Raw genomic sequence first — 17,526 nt, 5'->3', positions numbered from 1 at the left:
AACCTTCAGCACCGCGCTGACCGCAGCTAACGCCGCGTTCAACGGTACGGTTCAGTACTTCTTCGATGATGACACCACCGACGGCTTCCTGTTTGTCGATACCGACCTGGACGGCACCGCCGATCTCGGCCTGGTTCTGACCGGTGTGGCCGCCATCGTGGCTGGCGACATCGTCTAAGTCGAACCGACATAGATACGGAAAAGGGCGGCCCGAGGGCCGCCCTTTTTGTTTGGTGAGCGCCGGGTTTGCATTGCTTTAACGGCCGCAGAGAGGTGGTTGCCGAGCTTGTGAATCCCGCCCGGCCGCATGTCCGGCAAAAAAGCATGGCGCTGTCGGGGAACTATGGTAATCCAACCGCCGAGGAGAGGGCGATACCGTCCCAAATTAGGCGGTTATCCGGCATTCCCCACCCGTTTAACCAACTGGCATAGGCCGTTGGTTTCTAAGTTCAGAAAATTGATAAGGACGCTAAGGAGTCCCGCGACATGACCGTAACCCTGTTTTCCCAGCTAACTGACGGCCAGACACTTGCCTTCGATCCGGAAAACGATGTCCTCATCATCGATACAGCCACGGCCGCTGATACGCTTATTTTCGATAATCCTGATTTAAGTACGACCATTAATGCGGGCGGTGTCACGATCCGTATCGTGGGCGGCATTGGTGGCTTTACCTCGGACAACATCACCTTTGCCGACCTATCTGCCTTTGTCATTGGTGACAATACCACCGGCCTGGCGCTGGATGATGTGTCAAACACCTTCGATTTTGGCACCGACTTCAACATCAATACCGAGAGCAGCCAGTATATTGGCCTAGGCGGCAATGATGATGTCGACTTCGCCAATGGCTCGAACCTCGCTTACGGCAACACCGGTCGTGACACCTTTGATGGTGGTACCGGCATCGACATCCTCTATGGCGGCCAGGATGATGACGAGCTGGACGGCAGCGACGGCGACGACATCCTCTATGGCAATAAGGGCGATGACAGCATCGATGGCGGCAATGACGACGATGTTCTCTATGGCGGTAAGGGTGATGACACCCTGGACGGTGCTGGTGGCGATGACAGCCTGATTGGTGGTTCGGGTGATGACAGCATCGCTGGTGGTGCTGGTGATGACCTACTCCTCGGTGGCGTTGGCGATGACAGTCTGAATGGTGGCAGCGACAACGACATCCTCTACGGTAACCAAGGCGCTGACTCGCTTCGCCTCGCTGATGACGATCAAGGCTTCGGTGGTCAGGGCGATGACCTGCTGAACGGCAGTGGCGGCGGTGAGCTGACCATGTATGGCAACAAAGGTGCTGATACCCTTGAAGGTGGAACCGGTAACGACGCCCTTTATGGCGGGGCGGATAATGATGTTCTGACCGCCAGCGCCGGTGAAGACGTAATCCTGGGCGGCAAAGGCGATGACAGGCTGATCATTGATAGAAACAATTTCGACGGCGTGACCGGTAACGACACGCTGTTTGGCAATGACGGCGATGATCTATTTATTTTGGACGCGACCCAAGCCTCCCAGCAATCGATCCTGCTGGGCGGTGCTGGCACCGATACCTTGATCGTTGGTTCCGATACGGCCGTTGGTACGCTAACTGGCAGTATTGTGTTCAGCTCTGATCTGGCGGGCTTTGAAAATGTGCTGATCCACTTGGAGCGAGCGGGTGGTTTCGAGGTTGAGTTTACAAACGTTACCTCGGGACTGAACATTTCAGGTGGCCCGCTGATCACCAACGAAGATCTTGGTATCCTTGGTGGTGAGGGCGCTGACACCATTACTGGTGCAGATGGCAACGATAGCCTGGACGGTGGTCAAGGTAGCGACTTCCTGACCGGTGCGGATGGTAATGACCAGCTTAATGGCGGCGACGGTGATGACACGCTTGATGGTGGTGCTGGCAATGATAGCCTAACCGGAGGTGACGGTGCTGACAGTATTTCTGGTGGTGATGGCAATGACAGCATCACCGGTGGCGATGGCCTTGATACCCTGTTAGGCGGCCTCGGCGATGATAGCTTTTTCATAAATGCTGGTAGCCATCATATGGCTGGCGAGATCATCGATGGTGGCGATGGTCAGGATACAATCTTCTTTGGTGGCTCAAATAGCGACCCAGATTTGGTTCTTGATCCCGCAACCACAGGCATTGAGACGGTTGATCTGACTGGTGTTTTCAACATCAACCTCGATGCCTCCGTGATTTCAACCAACCTGACCATTAGCGATAACAGTGGCAACAACGTGATCAATGGCGGCAGCGGTACCGACATTATCATTGACGGCACTGGCGGTGCTGACACCATCAACGGTAATGCTGGTGACGACAACATCGTGGATGGCTCGGGCAACTCGGTCCTCGACGGTGGTGCTGGCCTAGACATCATCGATGGCGGTACCGGTGACGACATCATCATTGGCGGCGCGGGTGGCGACAGCCTCGTCGGTGGCGGTGGTGCCGACACCCTAACCGGTGGCACGGGCGTCGATACGATCAATGGTGTTGCTGATGGCGATGCTGACGTGTTCGTCTTCGCCGCTGGCGATAGCGGTATCACCAGCCTGTCTGCTGACACGGTTGAAAACTTCACCACCACCACTGACTTCTTCGAGTTTGGTGGTGATGCTGGTACCGGTACGAACTTCACCGATGCCAACACCGGTGGTGCAACCTTCAACACTGCTTTGACCGCTGCTAACGCCGCGTTCAACGGTACGGTTCAGTACTTCTTCGATGATGACACCACCGACGGCTTCCTGTTCGTCGATACCGACCTGGACGGCACCGCCGATCTCGGCCTGGTTCTGACCGGTGTGGCCGCCATCGTGGCCGGCGACATCATCTAAGTCAGACTGATACAGATACGGAAAAGGGCGGCCATCGGGCCGCCCTTTTTGTTTGCCCGACCAGACCCCTTGCCCTTGATCACTGTTCGCAACGGCCAACTTCACGTAAGGTGGTTGCCAATGATGGGTGGGGGCTCAATCAGTGATTGTGAAATCAGATACTCTCAAACGGGACCCGGATGGGCGGCAATCGGCCTTGAACGCGCCGAGCCACCACATGTCCTGGAAACGGCGCCGGCCCGTTGTCGCGCGGGCGCAGCGTCGCCTTTGGTCGCGATTAAAGCCGTTGGCAAAGGCGTCACCAGACTTGGCCTTAACCTTTCGCCGCGACTACCCAATCATGCTAGGCCCCGATCTGGGCGTGATTGCTGATATCGCCTGCGTCGAGCTGGCCCTCATCATCACGGTGGAAGATGACGTCGCCTTAAAGCGGATGAGCCCGGCCGAGCTTGAGCATGAGGCCATAGCTAAGGCAGCGCTGGAGGATGCCGAGTGGCTTATGCTCAACCTCTGGTACCGCGATGTGATGGAGCGGATGGATGGCTGCCTGATCCAGATTGACCGCGCCATCATGCGCGCGCGGGAGGCGTTTGAGTAAGCCTAGCCTAAGCGGACAGCGCTAAACGGCATCGATCTTCGCAATGACCTGCTGCAGATGCTCAATCAGCTTCGGTGTCGTCTCATGGCGGTTATCCCAGAGCAAGCGATACCAGCTGAGCCGCTTCTCGATCTGTTGCGATGAGAGCCGCTCACGGCTGACATAAGCCCGTGCGTTATCACCCAGGCGTTTTGCCTCTTTCAGATCCTTCGCCAGTTTCAGAAGGCTAGCGCCGAACTCATCCGGTTGTTCCAGTAGTAGCCCTGTCTGGTCGTGTTCCAAGGTAGCTGAATAGACCGTTGGGCTTGCCAGCACCGCCAATCCAGCGGCACCCGCTTCAATGAATTTGAGATCCGACTTACACTGATTGAATAGATTGTCATTGAGTGGAAGAAGGGCAGCTTCGCAGCGGCCCAAAATCTCGAGGTATTTGGGGTAGTCACAAGTTGGCGTGAAGCGTTTGATTTTGGTCTCTAAGGCGTCGAAAAAGCCCTGGTCATGGATCACCTCAAAGCCAATCTGGATGCCGGCTTTCTGTGCTTCGGCCAGTGCCTTATTGATGCCCGGCATGATCGGGCCCCAATCCTCTTCCCGGTTAAGGGCACCGAAGAACACCCGCAGACGGTTATCAGTGAAGTTCCGCCGCTCTGGCAGTTGCATCACCGCATTCGGAAAAACCGCGATGTCCGGTTGATAGGGCGGTGGCTGCTGATCCTTGAAGATGTTGGCCAGCACTTGCGTTGATGTCTGCACGCCATGGCAACCAGTCAGGGTCAAATACTCGTGCTTCTCAATCCCTTCCCATCGCATCGTGTGGTCATCAAACTCAGTGACGACGATGTAGCCCTTATTCACGATATTCAGCAGGCTCTTTGCCGCCTCATAATGATGGACGGGGCGTTGCCAGATCATAACCTTAGGTTGCTCGGCGGGGCGCTCAAATAGTGATGCCGATCTGACCGTCGCATGGACCTCAATCTCAGGCAGGCTGGCAGCTGATTGTAGCGGCTGACCAACGCGCACATCGTTCACCCCGCCAACCGGCCGCAGCATGATAGATTGCAGCAGCATCCGCTCCGATGGTTTCCCCTGCTTAACACCGCGGACCACGAACTGAAGTGGCTTAGCCTTGGCGGCGAACTGCTCTGGCGTCATGCCGAGGGCGGGCAGGGACGGCGCCATCATCTGGGCAAACTTCTCAAAGCTATGCTCGCCACGCTGCAGGATGAAATTGCGCGGGGTGACATCCGTGGTGCGGAGGCCAGCCTGGCTGAACAGGTCGATCATGTTTTGAAGGCTGAACCAACGCAGGTGCGTCCGGTCGAACAGGCCCTCTGAATGGTATTCAAAGCCCCGGCCCATAACGGCCTGCATGAACCACCAATTCTGCACATTCGGGATGCAGGTCATGAGGCAACCGCCATCGCTCAATAGCTTGGCGAAGTCGCTGACCACCTGCCACGGGTCATAGAGGTGCTCTAGCACATCACCGAAGATGATGGCGTCAAACGGCGCACCATTGGCGACCTCATCGGGCAGCTGGTCCTTATCCGCATTGAACAGATAGACCTCATCCAACCGATCCTTCGCCATCTCAGCGGCATCTGGGTCAAGCTCAAGCCCGACATACTCAACATCTGGATTGCGCGCCTTAAACGCGTTGCCGAGGGCACCAGCACCGCAACCAAGCTCCAAAACCCGCTTTGCGGTCATGGGAATCCGGATCAACAGGTCATCATTAACCCGGTTGTAGTACCCACGGATTGGCTGGCCATCGGCGGTGGTCGTATCTTGTTTGGAGGCAGGTGCGGACATGGGGCACTTGTCAATCAATGGAAGATGGTTTGGATGCCGGTGTCATGCCACGGGTCAGGGGCTAGCGCCAGTCTTGGATGCCGGTTTGCCTGTGCCAGACCATCACTTTCCCCTTTCACCGTTTGGCTGGCTTGGATAGGAAAGGGCACTGGTTTTCTAGCTAATGGTTGGTTTCGCGATGGCGCGGATATTTTGTGCATGGGAGTTTGGGGCTGGGCTTGGGCATTTGACCCGGCTTGTCCCGATCGCGCGCCGCCTACATGACGCGGGGCATGACATTGTCCTGGCGGTGCCGAACCCCGATGCTGCCAAGCCGGTACTGGATAAGAACTTTCCAGGGGACCGCAGCCAATATCGCCTGCAGGTGATTAAGGGCGGGCATTGGAAGGTCAAAAACAACGACCCGGACATGCGCAAGAAGCCAACCCATGTGTTGGCTGATGTTCTGCAACTATTCGCCTATCACGATTTGGACGAGCTAGAGCGGCAGACGCGTATTTGGCGTGATCTGTTGGATGAGCATAAGCCAGATCTGATTGTCGCCGACTTTGCACCAACGCTACGTTTGGCCCATTGGGGCGATGTGCCCTTTGTCATGACCGGCAATGGCTACACTGTGCCGCCGGGCGGTCGTGCCCTGCCACCAATTCGGCCCTGGCAGACCAATCTGCACCCCTTCAGCCGTAAGAATGAGGCCGCCGTTCTCATGGCGATGAACGAGGTGAGGGAGCGCTTAGAGGGGCCGCCGGTCGATTATGTCGGCGATATGCTGAACGGCCATCGCTCTTACGTTTGTACGATCCGGGAGTTTGATCCCTATCGGCCGCACCGGCAGCAGCCGACCCTGATGCCGTTCAACGTGCCCAACATCACGAAGTTCCCGACGATTGAGCAGCGGGGCGGTGAGAAGGCGCCGATCTTCATCTATCTGCCGGCCACCCACCCCATGCTAAAGGGCATCCTGAAGCTGGTCTCAGACCGTGGGGTACCAGCCCATGTCTATGTGAGCAGCATTCCAGCTGAGAAGCTGGCCCCATTCGCGGGCAAGAACGTGGCGATCCATCGCCGCCCGATTAATTTTGAGGATGACCTGTGGAAGTTCCGCGGCATCATTCACCATGCGGGGCTGGCAACCGCCTATGCCGCCATTAAGGCCGGTACGCCGCAGCTACTACTGCCGGTCAATCTTGAGCACACAATCACGACCCGTGGCGCCATGCACCTTGCTGGGTCACTCACCGCCGATGCGAAGGATAGCGATATGAGTGCGGTCGGCGATGCGCTTGATCGCATCTTGACTGACCGTAGCCTCTGGCAACGAACGCATGAGGCCGCGAAAGCCGTCTCAACCCGTAAGCAGGGCGACGCGGTTGGTGAGGTCGTGCATGGATGCCTGGAACTAATCGGCGCAAAAGCGATTAGAAATACCGGGCCGAGCCCTCAGACCATTCAACGCATTCAGGAAGATATGGTGATGGGCGGCGGGGCCGACATCATCATCGATGGGCCAGAGAAGTCGAGCGAAGCGGCGGCGAGTTAAGGCGCAGCCCTAGTCTTCCAACAGCCCAAGAAGATACTGGCCATAGGCATTCTTCTTCAGTGGCTCTGCCAGCTTGATCAGCTGCTGTTCATCAATCAGGCCGCGGCGGAACGCAATCTCTTCAAGGCAGGCAATTTGCTGACCTTGTCGGTTCTCAATCGTCTGCACGAATTGGCCGGCTTCAATCAGGCTGTCGAAGGTGCCGGTGTCGAGCCAGGCGAAGCCACGACGCATGACCTCAACCGACAGCTTGCCCCGTTCCAGATACAGGCGGTTCAGGTCGGTAATCTCCAGCTCCCCACGCGGTGACGGCGCCAGATTAGCGGCCAGATCACACACCTCAGCGTCATAGAAATAGAGGCCGGTGACGGCATAGTTCGACTTTGGCTGCTCGGGTTTTTCCTCAATCGTGATCGCCCGGCCCTTGTCGTCAAATTCAACAACGCCATACCGCTCCGGGTCGCTGACGTGATAGCCGAAGACGACGGCGCCATCCTCAACCTCGGAGGCGCGGCGAACCATTGATTCAAGATCGTGACCAAAGAAGAGGTTATCGCCGAGGATCAGGCAGCTTGGCTCGCCATCGATGAAATCCCGGCCGATGATGAATGCTTGCGCAAGGCCGTCAGGGCTCGGCTGGACGGCATATTCAAGGCGCATGCCCCATTGGCTACCATCGCCCAGCAGGGTCTTAAACGCGGCATTGTCATGGGGGGTGGTGATGATCAGCACTTCGCTAATGCCAGCCAACATCAGGACTGAGAGCGGGTAGTAGATCATCGGCTTGTTGTAGACGGGCAGGAGCTGCTTACTAACGCCGCGGGTGATCGGATAAAGCCGGGTGCCGCTGCCACCGGCGAGAATGATGCCCTTCATCGGTTTAGTGCCTTTTCAACGTATTGGATTAGCCAGCCTGGTCCAGCAGCTCGCTCACCACCTTCTCAAGTGATTGCTGCCATGGCTTGGGGTTAAGGCCGAGGCGGTCAGCGATCAAGCTGCAATCCAGGACCGAATTCGCCGGACGCTTCGCTGGCGTTGGATATTCATCCGTGGTGATGGCCTCAACCTCTGGGCGCCGTTGCCAGTGCGGTTCGGCGAGATCAAAGATCGCATCAGCAAAGCCATGCCAGGTGGTCGCATTGGCGCCGGTGTAGTGATAGGTGCCCCAGATGCCGCTGCGCTTATAGGTTAGGACCTGACGCATCGCATCGATGCAAGTCTCGGCGATATCGGCTGCAGCGGTTGGGATGCCATGCTGATCGGCAACCACCCGCAATTCATTACGGCTCTCACCAACCCGTAGCATGGTTTTCACGAAGTTATTGCCATGGGCGCTGTAAACCCAGGCGGTGCGTAGGATCAGGTGTTCTGCGCAGGCCTCGCGAACGGCGATTTCACCAGCGGCCTTTGACCGGCCATAGGCGCCGATGGGGGCGATGGGGTCATCCTCAACATAGGCGCCGTCTTTACTGCCATCGAACACGTAGTCGGTGGAGATGTGCAAAATAGGGATGCCCATATCCTGGCAGGTCGCAGCCATGGCGCCTGGTGCTTCGCCATTAATGATGGTGGCGAGCTCTTCCTCTTCCTCTGCCTTGTCGACAGCCGTGTAGGCGGCGGCATTGATCACGCCGTCGGGGCGGTGCTGTTCAATGACATTCCGCAGGCTGCTGGGCTCACTAAGATCGGCTTCATCCCGATCAATGCAGGTGAGGCGAATTGCATCCGGGGCATCCGGATCGGCAGAGGCGCGTTTGCCGANCTCTGTGCCAACCTGGCCGCCAGCGCCGGTTACGAGAAGGTGGATAGGCATAGAACTAACTCAGTCGCGTCAATAAAGCTGGGTTAGCCGTTGGCGGCCTTAAGGCCCAAACGCTGTCCAGCGTAGTTGGCCTCACGGATCTCTTGCCACCAATCTTCATTACCCAGATACCACTCAACGGTGTCGCGGATGCCGGTCTCGAATGTCCATTTCGGCGTCCAGCCAAGCTCGCGATCAATCTTGCTGGCATCAATAGCGTAGCGCTGGTCATGGCCCGGGCGGTCGGTGACGTAGCGGATCAGCTCACGACGACTGGACATGCCTTCGAGGGCCGGGGCCAGTTCATCGAGGTGATCGCAGATGGCATGCACCACCTCGATATTCTGCTTCTCGTTATGGCCACCGACATTATAGGTCTCGCCCGGCTTACCTTGGCGAAGGATGGTGACGAGCGCATCGGCGTGATCGGCCACATGCAGCCAGTCACGGATATTGGTGCCCTGGCCATAAACCGGTAGCTCTTTGCCCTTTAGGCCATTGATGATCATCAGTGGGATCAGCTTCTCAGGGAACTGATACGGCCCGTAATTATTTGAGCAGTTTGAGGTCACCACTGGAATATGGAAGGTGTGGTGCCAAGCCCGAACCAGGTGATCCGACCCCGCCTTACTGGCGGAGTAGGGGGAGTTCGGCTGGTATTGGCTTTCCTCAGTGAATAGCCCTTCATCGCCTAGCGAGCCATAAACCTCATCGGTTGAGATGTGGTGGAACCGGAACGCGGCCTTTGCCGTGTCGTCCAGCGTGCTCCAATAGCGAGCTGTCGCATCCAATAGGGTGTAGGTGCCAACAATATTGGTTTGGATGAAGGCGGCTGGCCCGTCGATTGAACGGTCAACATGGCTCTCAGCGGCCAGGTGCATCACCGCATCAGGCTTGTAGGTTGTGAAGCAGCGATCAAGCTCTGCCGCATCGCAGATATCCACCTGCTCAAAGCTGTAGCGTGGGTCTTGGTCGATGCTGCTAAGCGCCGTAGGCGTCGCGGCATAGGTCAGCTTATCGATATTGATGACCCGGGCACCGGTTTCACCAATCAGCTTGCGAATAACCGCGGATCCAATAAAGCCGGCCCCGCCGGTGACAAAAATGGTGCTGGTGAAATTGTCGCTCATGGCTCGCTTAATCCATTACTGCGTATGGGTGAAATAGGTCGGGCTATCAGCCAGGGTTGGATGCTTGGTGTCCTTTTCAGACAGCACAACGTCATCCGCCTTAACTGGCCAATCAATACCGATATCAGGGTCGTTCCAGGCAATGCCCCGATCAGTTTCCGGGGCGTACTTACCGGACACCTTATAGACCACCTCGGTGTCGGGTTGCAGGGTGCAGAACCCATGGGCAAACCCAACCGGTACAAAAAGCTGGTGCCAGTTCTCTGCACTCAGCTCCATGCCAACCCATTGGCCAAAGGTTGGCGAGCCGTGGCGGATATCAACCGCGACATCAAAGATGGCGCCGCGCACCACCCGAACCAGCTTGGCCTGGGGGTGTGGGTCAGTTTGAAAGTGTAGGCCCCGCAGGGTGCCCGGACGCGCTGATAGCGATTGGTTGTCCTGAACAAACTCAGCCTTGATCCCGGCCTCAAAGAACCGCTCTTTGTTGTAAGTCTCTGAGAAGAAGCCGCGGTGATCACCGAATTTCTGCGGGGTGATCAGCTTAACTTCTGGGATGGCGAGGGATTTGACGTCCATCGTGTCTAACAGCTCTCTAACGGGCTAAATGCTGAATGCGCTTGATTGCGCATGGCTATCTGGCAAAACAGCGTGGCGTTTTGATTTGGCCCAACAGCCACTATGCCGTCGGCCATGAAAGACGCTTGCTGTCATGTCGCGCTGTGTTAACGATTTAAGGCCTTCAGGTCGAGTGCTGAGGGCTTAAAAATCCCTGGAAATCCGCATATCACCCATCGGTTTTTCAGCTAGTACCCCGTCTTGGGCCAATTTGGGCAATTTCACTATGACCATCGCCGTGATCATGCCGAGCTATAACGGTGCTGCCTATCTGGGCGCACAGCTCGACAGCATTCGTCATCAGACCCGGCCGCCAAGCCAGGTGCTGATCCGCGATGATGGGTCTGGCGATGCCACCAACCTCATGCTGAACCGCTGGGCTAAGGACTGGTCGGCAATCCGGGTGGTTGAGGATGAGCATAGTCATCTGGGGGTGACGGCAAGCATCCAACAGCTGCTTAAGGTTACCGCTGACCAAACCGACGTCCCGTTGATTGCGCTGGCAGATCAAGATGATGTTTGGCTGCCTGAGAAGCTTGAATGGGCGGAGGCGTGGCATCGCGAGGTTGGGGATGATCAACCGGCGCTCTACTGCGCTGGTGCTAATCTGGCAGGGCAGAATATGGAGCCGTTGGGCCGGGCGCCAGTCTGGCGCAAGCCCATGGGGCTGCGAAATGCCTTGGTTGAGAATATGGCGCTGGGCTGCACCACGGTGATCAATCGCAAGGCGCTCGATCTGTTAGTCGGTGAGTGGCCAAAGAGTGTGATTGCCCATGATTGGTGGGCCTATCTGGTGATTGCTGCCCATGGTGGCCTGATGCATTACGATGAGCGGCCGGTGCTGAACTACCGACAGCATGGGCGCAATGCGATTGGCTATCTGCCGTCTGTCGCTGGGCGCTGGCGACGTCGCTTGGGGCGGTTATTTGGTGGCAGCATGCCGCCATTGTTTGCCCAGGCGCGGGGGCTCTTGAGCCAATACGGCGATGCGATGTCACCAGAAGCGCGGGCGGTGGTCGATGAGTTTCTGGGGCTGTCTGACGGATGGCAGCGATTGCGCGCACTAATTCAGCCGGTCGGAGAGCGCCAGCGACTGCTCGACAACATCGCGCTGCGTCTCCTAATCGCGGGCGGCTCCATTAAGTGACGTTGTGATAGTCACGATACCAATCGACAAATTGCTGTAAGCCGTCGGCCATGCGGGTCTTGGGCTCAAAGCCAAGCTCTGCCTTGCTTCGGGTGATGTCTGCATAGGTTTCAACAACGTCGCCAGGTTGGGCCGCAACACGCTCCAGCTTCGCCGTATGGCCCGTTGCAGCTTCGATAGCAGCAACAAAGTCCTCCAGCGTTTCCGCCTGGTTGTTGCCTAGGTTGTAGACCCGGTGCGCGGCGCGTTCGCCATCGATTTCCCTGGGTCGATCAATCGCTGCCACCACACCGGCGACGATGTCGTCGATATAGGTGAAGTCACGGCGCTGCTTGCCATAGTTGAAGAGGCGGATCGTTCGCTCTTCAAACATCGCCTTGGTAAAGATGTAGGGCGCCATATCCGGACGCCCCCATGGACCGTAGACGGTGAAGAACCTTAGGCCGGTCAGGTCGAGATCGTAGAGATGGGCATAGGTCTCTGCCGTTAACTCTGCTGATTTCTTAGTCGCCGCGTAGAGCGATGCCGGGTGGTCCGTCCGGTCTGTCTCCGACCAGGGCATCTTGGTATTGCGACCATAAACCGAGGAAGAGCTGGCATAGACCACATGTGGTCGTTGCGGTAGCTGCCTTGCGAGCTCAAGGATCGCGACCTGGGCATGGATGTTGGCATCCACATAGGCATGGGGGTTCTCGAGCGAGTATCGAACCCCAGGCTGTGCCGCTAGATGAACAATGCCGTCGATCTCGCCCAGCTCATCCGTCGGGGTTTTCAGGCCCTGACAGAAGGCGGTGACCTCCGCCTCGATGAAGCGATAGCCAGATTGATCAGCAAGGGTTGCCAGCCGTGCCTGTTTCAGTGACCGGTCATAGTAGTCATTGATGCTGTCCAGGCCGATAACCCGATGCCCCTGGCCCAGCAGTGAATGGGCCACATGCATGCCGATAAAACCGGCGACACCGGTGACGAGATACTGGCCCATGGCCTAGTCATGCCTCTGGTTCTCGGCCCTGTTTAGGGGCGGCTAGCTATCGCTTGGATGGCGAGTGCCCTGGATAACGATTAGTTTTCTGGCGCTGCGTTCAGGATTGGTGCGTTGCCTGCGGGTTGACCCTCCGGAACCACCAAGAGTGAGCGTGGGTTTGCTTCACGCCAATCATCGACGAAATCGCCAGCCATCTCAGCGGTCAACTCACCGATATAGCTGCCATGGTTGCTGAGCTCTGATGAGGCAATAAACGCATCATCCCAGAGCACAACTTGGGCAATGGCGCCCTCTGGCTTGGTTGGGTGCGGCACTTGGGTGAAGTAGTTCACGCTAAAATCAACAGCTGAGAAGCAGATCTCACCAACCGCTGCGGTGCTGATGTTTAGGTATAGGGTCGGGCCAGCCTCAGCCAAAACAAGGCCGGTATCGGCAACCTCAGCTCGGATCTGCTCGGCCAATACGGTGCGGTCCAGGCCACATTGCTCTGATTGCTCGGACATGCGCTCGACCACCAGCACCATTTCTTTCAGGGCTTCCAGGCCTTCAGCAAAGTTCTGTGCCTTTGCCTCTTGGGCGGTGGCGAGTGATGTTGCTGCGACCAGGGCGGCGGCGGCAATGCCGGTGTGGCTAAGGAATTGGCTGAACATATGGGGCCTCATGGTGCTTTTGTCCGCGAGCCGCAGATAACCGGGCACGCCATTTACGGCGTTCGTAACCTTCGGTTGTTCCCGAATGCGGCGGCGAGCCTTCGTGATTTTGTGGCTGGTTGTATCCTAGCTAGGTCCAGCTACAGTCTTGAATCTTCGACATTATTATGCCGGAAGCGGGGGGTGATTCGCAATCGGTCTGATGCTCAGCTTGTGGGAAAGCCCAAGGATTAACGCCGTTGGTGGCAGGAAAGCTGCCTTTACAAGGCGTTGATCACGTAACCGCGACTAGGCGTTAACTACGGTAAACCTTTTCTTTCTGTGGCTTATTTTGTATAACTGGTGTGATCGGCGAGAAAGCTGTGTGTGACATCAAGGGGAGAAGCCAATATGTCCGATATTCAGTTTCCGCGTGGTCAGCAGTCTGTTGCTGAACTCGCAGCGGCCTCTCAGGTCGCAAACAACACCCCGCCAGCGCAAGACGCGCCTGAGGCGGCCGAAGCTCCACCAACCAATCCGGCGCTGTTCATTAGCCCGCGTGCTGTTATCGAGGACGGTGACGTCTTGGTGCAGTTCCGTGATGCTAATACCGGCGAAGTTATTCGTAGCTTCCCGCCGGATCAGGCGAGCTCGGTTTACCAAAACCAACAGCAGAATAACGAGCGTGTGGCCGCTGATGCGGCAGCGGCAGCGGCGCCAGGCCCATTTGATGTGGCACCGGCACCAGCTGAGGCAGCTCCAGCACCTGCTGCTGCAGCTCCAGCTCCGGCACCAGCTGATCCAGCGCCTGCTGCTGAGGCTCCATCTGCTGCACCGGCCAGCTCTGGTGGCACTGAAGCAGGCAATCTGACTGCTGCAACCCAGGCCCCATCAAGTCAGGCCAGTGGCAGTGATGCTGCCCCTGATGATGGCGAGATTAGCCTGACCAGCGCCTAAGCCTAGCTAGGTAAACAATTTTGAAGAGGGCTCGCTTCGGCGAGCCCTTTTTGTTTTGGCGCATCAGAATGCCGAGATGGCAACGCGGAATAGCGATCTTTGATTGTTTCCGTTTTGTCGACAAAAGGCCCGATATCGCCTTTGATCTTTCGTAATTAGCGCATAAAACACTATTAGAAACGAAGGATTGTAGAGGTGGGGTGTTCGATGGCACCGAGGTTTTTGGCAGATATCGTTGGTCAGTTGTCGATGGAGTTAGCAACAAACCAAGCCGTGTCAGACTTGGCCTATGATTATAGAGCGCAAAAGGCCGTTGAAGGTGTGCTCGATAGCTGGGGGCAACGTCGTTTTGAGCCTCTAATCAACGTTAACTCTTCCGCCCAAATCTCAATACCGCTTTACGCCGGTGATGGCCTGGTCGCCAAGGTGACGCCGGCCCGTTATGAGGACACCACGCCCAAGCCGTTCGTCCTGCCGGCCATTCAACGTAAGACGATTGAGTCCGACTATGTTGAGTATCACGTGCAGATGTTCCCATTCGTCGCCACCGGTGGTCTGGGCAAGGTGGATGTTGAACATATGCGTCGGCAGTTGGATGAGGCCGGGTATGAGTTCGCCAATGGCGATGACCGTCCGGACAATCTAGGTCGCCTGCCTGGTGGTGAGTTGGTGGTTGTCGATCATGGTGCGGTCCAGCCAAAGCGTGGGCACCGGGCCCAACCAAGCGATGCCAATGAGTGGCTGACCAAGGTTCACCAGATTTACGGCCCGCTCTACGGTCCTGACGGCGTTAAGCCACAGTCAGAGGAAACTAAGTTCGACCGCCGCCCAGCCAAGCCGCATCTGGTCATGCACTACAATGAGACGGCGGCAAAGCCCAAGCAGCCTGAGCAGGCCCCCGTCTGGCAACGCTTGCTGGGCTTAGGTCGCTAAACACACCCAACACAGCCCCCTGATCACAAACTAGCAACGGTCATTCGCAAAGGCCCGGCTTTCCAGCCGGGCCTTTTTGCGTTTGGCCGTGCTTTGCCATGGAGCACACCATGCCTTCAGCCCACCCCACAACTTCCTGGGATTTTGGCCTTCATCACTACGATATGGCTTGGGCAAGCCATCACATAAGGCTGGATATCGCACCGGCGTTATCAGCCTGGCAGCCATTGGTGGCTGAGGTGGTTGGTGAGCTTGATCAACTTATCGCAACAGACCTGACCATAGGGCCTGCGGTAAACAATGAGCCACGGATTGAGTTCAGGTCACTTACGCAAACCGGGGCGCCAGATGGGCCGGGCGTGCTTGGCTATGCCGAGCTCTATGTAAGCGATGATTTCTCAACGATTGTTGGCGGTCGTATTGGCCTGCACGTTGATTGGCAGGGTCAGGCGCTAGCAACCTATGTCCTGCGGCATGAGTTGATGCATATGCTGGCCGCCACGCTCGATTACACGGTACTAGACCGGATTAGTGGTGATCCGGAACAACGTGCCCCCGGGCCGTTACAGACGGTGATGAGCTATGAAGCTGATGGCAGGCAGGATGGGTTTGGCGCCGCTGATATCGCCTGGCTTCAGACCCTGTTTGGCCCATCCCCAGATGATGATGTGATCGTTGGCGGCCCGGGCGCTGGCAACATCTTGGGTGGTACTGGCGATGACATAATCTATGGCAATCAAGGTGCAGATTGGCTCTACGGCAATCAGGGCGCTGACACCCTGTTTGGTGGTCAGGATGCCGACTGGCTGCATGGCGGCCAGGGTGATGATCTGCTGATCGGTGTGAAGGGGGCGGACACCCTGATCGGCGGCCTTGGGCAGGATACGATTGTGGCTGATGCCAATGATGTAATCATCGGTTCATATGGTGATCTAATACTGATGGCCTGAGCAGGCGATGAACGCTAAACCTGCCCACGCTCCAAACGAACACCACCTCTTAAACGGGTCTAAAGCACCCGGGATCCGTTCGCGCTGAACCAAGAACTATGACGATGCAACAGCCAGCTCAGCGTTCAATTAAGCTTGGTATTCAAGCCTTCCTCAACGGCGACAATCAGCAAGCCTATGAGCAATTTCGCCAGGCTATTGAGCTTGCGCCAGAGCACCCTGATGGCTGGATCAACATGGCAATCCTGCATAGACGTGCCGGCCAGTTGGGAGAGGCGCATGCGTTTATAAACAAGGCGTATGAGCTGCGGCCTGACAGTGCGGCTGTCCTCTCAAATATGGGCAGCGTACTGGGCGATATGTACCGGCATGATGAGGCACTGGAGTTCCATAAGCGTGCGGTGACTGCCAGCCCAGACAACCAGGGGATGGGGCGCAATCATCTACAGGCACTTAGGGAGGCTGGGCAGTTCGAAGGGTTCCTGGCTGGTTGTGAGGCCTATCTCAAGCGGCATCCAGACGACACATCGGTTCGATGGTTCAAGGCGCAGGCTCTGTTCTACCTTCAGCGGTTCCCGGAGGCCTGGCGGGCCATAGAGGAGCGCTGGCAAATCGCAAACATTCGGGGCGCGCTACCGACTGATATTTCATGGTGGCAAGGTGAGCCATTGGATGGGCGCTCAATCCTAGTGGTGGATGAGCAAGGGTTCGGCGATAGCATTCTATGCAGTCGCTACATTCCGCTTTTGGCTGAGCAGGGCGCAAACGTGACGCTCTTATGTCGGCCAGCGTTGCATGACCTATTCAAAGACCTGCCTGCCAATATCGTCGGCGAGCTGGCCGAGAATCAGCCATTTGAGTGTGCTGCGATCATTCACCGCTTTTTCAAAAGCTCCCCCGATGATGTTGGAGGTGACCCAACTGTCAGTCAGTCTTTTGACTACGCGACGGCCATGATGAGTCTACCGGGTTGGTTCAAAGCCAACCTTACGGAGGCGCCGCCAGCATCGCCGCCTGTTCATAAAGATGAGTTGCTTCCCCCATCGCTGCAGAAGCCATTGGATGAAGCAGGGGAGGCGTTGAAGGTCGGCATTGTTTGGGCCGGTAATCCCGAGTTTAAGCGCAATGCCCAGCGTTCTGCGCCTTTGAGCCATTTTGCCGATCTGGCCACGGTACCTGGGGTTCAGCTGTTTAGCCTGCAAAAGGGCCCAGCCGAAGCCGGGCTGGAGAGTTTGGATGACCCAGGCGCGGTCACGCCGCTGGGGCTTCACCTAGGCAACTTCACCCAAACCGCAGCGGTCATTGAGCAGTTGGACCTGATCATCATGACCGATACCTCGGTTGCCCATCTGGCGGGCGCACTCAATAAGCCGGTTTGGAACCTGCTTGATACTTGTCCGTACTGGATATATGGGCTGACCGGTGAGGCCACGGGCTGGTACCCCAGCATGCGCTTGTTCCGGCAAACGCAGCCAGGCGATTGGGCACCAGTATTCGCGTCCGTGAAAAGCGCATTAACCGCGTTGGCGGAAGAGAAGAGCGGCTAGCGATATTGGATAAAGAGGGC

15 protein-coding genes are annotated in these 17,526 nt (G+C 57.0%); 8 read left to right on the top strand and 7 right to left on the bottom strand.

Annotated elements, in window-relative coordinates; all coding sequences use genetic code 11:
- Nucleotides 1–486 precede the first annotated feature (486 nt).
- Together KI792_07545 and KI792_07540 are read left to right on the top strand one after the other, a co-directional pair.
- Entirely contained in the window at nt 487–2,856 is a 2,370-nt protein-coding gene (locus KI792_07545; protein ID MBV6632870.1) for a hypothetical protein, read from the top strand.
- Between the two features lie 307 nt (nt 2,857–3,163).
- The gene (locus KI792_07540; protein ID MBV6632869.1) at nt 3,164–3,454 is read left to right on the top strand and encodes a hypothetical protein; all 291 of its coding nucleotides are present in this window, start codon (nt 3,164–3,166) and stop codon (nt 3,452–3,454) included.
- A 21-nt stretch (nt 3,455–3,475) separates the two neighbouring features.
- On the opposite strand, the gene KI792_07535 is transcribed toward KI792_07540, so the two are convergent.
- Nucleotides 3,476–5,269, bottom strand: a complete 1,794-nt coding sequence (locus KI792_07535; GenBank protein ID MBV6632868.1) for a methyltransferase domain-containing protein — start codon at nt 5,267–5,269, stop codon at nt 3,476–3,478.
- A 226-nt stretch (nt 5,270–5,495) separates the two neighbouring features.
- Here KI792_07535 and KI792_07530 point away from each other — a divergent pair, with 226 nt between their 5' ends.
- Nucleotides 5,496–6,809: a hypothetical protein gene (locus tag KI792_07530; protein MBV6632867.1), complete on the top strand. Its 1,314-nt coding sequence runs from the start codon at nt 5,496–5,498 to the stop codon at nt 6,807–6,809.
- Between the two features lie 9 nt (nt 6,810–6,818).
- On the opposite strand, the gene rfbA is transcribed toward KI792_07530, so the two are convergent.
- The 4 genes from rfbA to rfbC all read right to left on the bottom strand — a co-directional run bounded on the left by rfbA (nt 6,819) and on the right by rfbC (nt 10,319).
- Nucleotides 6,819–7,685, bottom strand: coding sequence for a glucose-1-phosphate thymidylyltransferase RfbA (gene rfbA / locus KI792_07525; protein ID MBV6632866.1), 867 nt, complete (start codon nt 7,683–7,685; stop codon nt 6,819–6,821).
- 28 nt (nt 7,686–7,713) lie between these two features.
- Nucleotides 7,714–8,616 (bottom strand): dTDP-4-dehydrorhamnose reductase, encoded by a 903-nt coding sequence (gene rfbD, locus KI792_07520; GenBank protein ID MBV6632865.1) that lies wholly within the window; start codon nt 8,614–8,616, stop codon nt 7,714–7,716.
- A gap of 38 nt (nt 8,617–8,654) precedes the next feature.
- Nucleotides 8,655–9,740 carry a dTDP-glucose 4,6-dehydratase gene (rfbB, locus tag KI792_07515; GenBank protein MBV6632864.1) on the bottom strand — a complete coding sequence of 362 codons (1,086 nt, stop codon included), beginning with the start codon at nt 9,738–9,740 and terminating at the stop codon, nt 8,655–8,657.
- Between the two features lie 15 nt (nt 9,741–9,755).
- Nucleotides 9,756–10,319 (bottom strand): dTDP-4-dehydrorhamnose 3,5-epimerase, encoded by a 564-nt coding sequence (rfbC, locus tag KI792_07510; GenBank protein MBV6632863.1) that lies wholly within the window; start codon nt 10,317–10,319, stop codon nt 9,756–9,758.
- A 265-nt stretch (nt 10,320–10,584) separates the two neighbouring features.
- Here rfbC and KI792_07505 point away from each other — a divergent pair, with 265 nt between their 5' ends.
- Entirely contained in the window at nt 10,585–11,505 is a 921-nt protein-coding gene (locus KI792_07505; GenBank protein ID MBV6632862.1) for a glycosyltransferase family 2 protein, read from the top strand.
- Here the strand turns inward: KI792_07505 and KI792_07500 are convergent.
- On the bottom strand, nt 11,498–12,487 hold the full coding sequence (locus KI792_07500; protein MBV6632861.1) for a GDP-mannose 4,6-dehydratase: 990 nt from the start codon (nt 12,485–12,487) through the stop codon (nt 11,498–11,500). The genes KI792_07505 and KI792_07500 overlap by 8 nt on opposite strands.
- Nucleotides 12,488–12,567: 80 nt before the next feature.
- Complete coding sequence (locus KI792_07495; GenBank protein MBV6632860.1) at nt 12,568–13,140, bottom strand: hypothetical protein; 573 nt, start codon at nt 13,138–13,140, stop codon at nt 12,568–12,570.
- Nucleotides 13,141–13,530: 390 nt separating this feature from the next.
- On the opposite strand from KI792_07495, the gene KI792_07490 reads away from it, so the two are divergent.
- The 4 genes from KI792_07490 to KI792_07475 all read left to right on the top strand — a co-directional run bounded on the left by KI792_07490 (nt 13,531) and on the right by KI792_07475 (nt 17,506).
- Nucleotides 13,531–14,076, top strand: a complete 546-nt coding sequence (locus KI792_07490; protein ID MBV6632859.1) for a hypothetical protein — start codon at nt 13,531–13,533, stop codon at nt 14,074–14,076.
- 207 nt (nt 14,077–14,283) lie between these two features.
- On the top strand, nt 14,284–15,009 hold the full coding sequence (locus KI792_07485; protein ID MBV6632858.1) for a hypothetical protein: 726 nt from the start codon (nt 14,284–14,286) through the stop codon (nt 15,007–15,009).
- 110 nt (nt 15,010–15,119) lie between these two features.
- Nucleotides 15,120–15,959, top strand: a complete 840-nt coding sequence (locus KI792_07480) for a hypothetical protein (protein MBV6632857.1) — start codon at nt 15,120–15,122, stop codon at nt 15,957–15,959.
- Between the two features lie 104 nt (nt 15,960–16,063).
- Nucleotides 16,064–17,506, top strand: coding sequence for a glycosyltransferase family protein (locus tag KI792_07475; GenBank protein ID MBV6632856.1), 1,443 nt, complete (start codon nt 16,064–16,066; stop codon nt 17,504–17,506).
- Nucleotides 17,507–17,526 lie beyond the last annotated feature (20 nt).

The sequence above is a fragment of the Alphaproteobacteria bacterium SS10 genome (assembly GCA_019192455.1).
GTDB lineage: Bacteria > Pseudomonadota > Alphaproteobacteria > TMED2 > TMED2 > TMED2.
The sequence above is the reverse complement of the archived record's forward strand: the minus strand, read 5'-3'. Positions and strand labels throughout refer to the sequence as shown.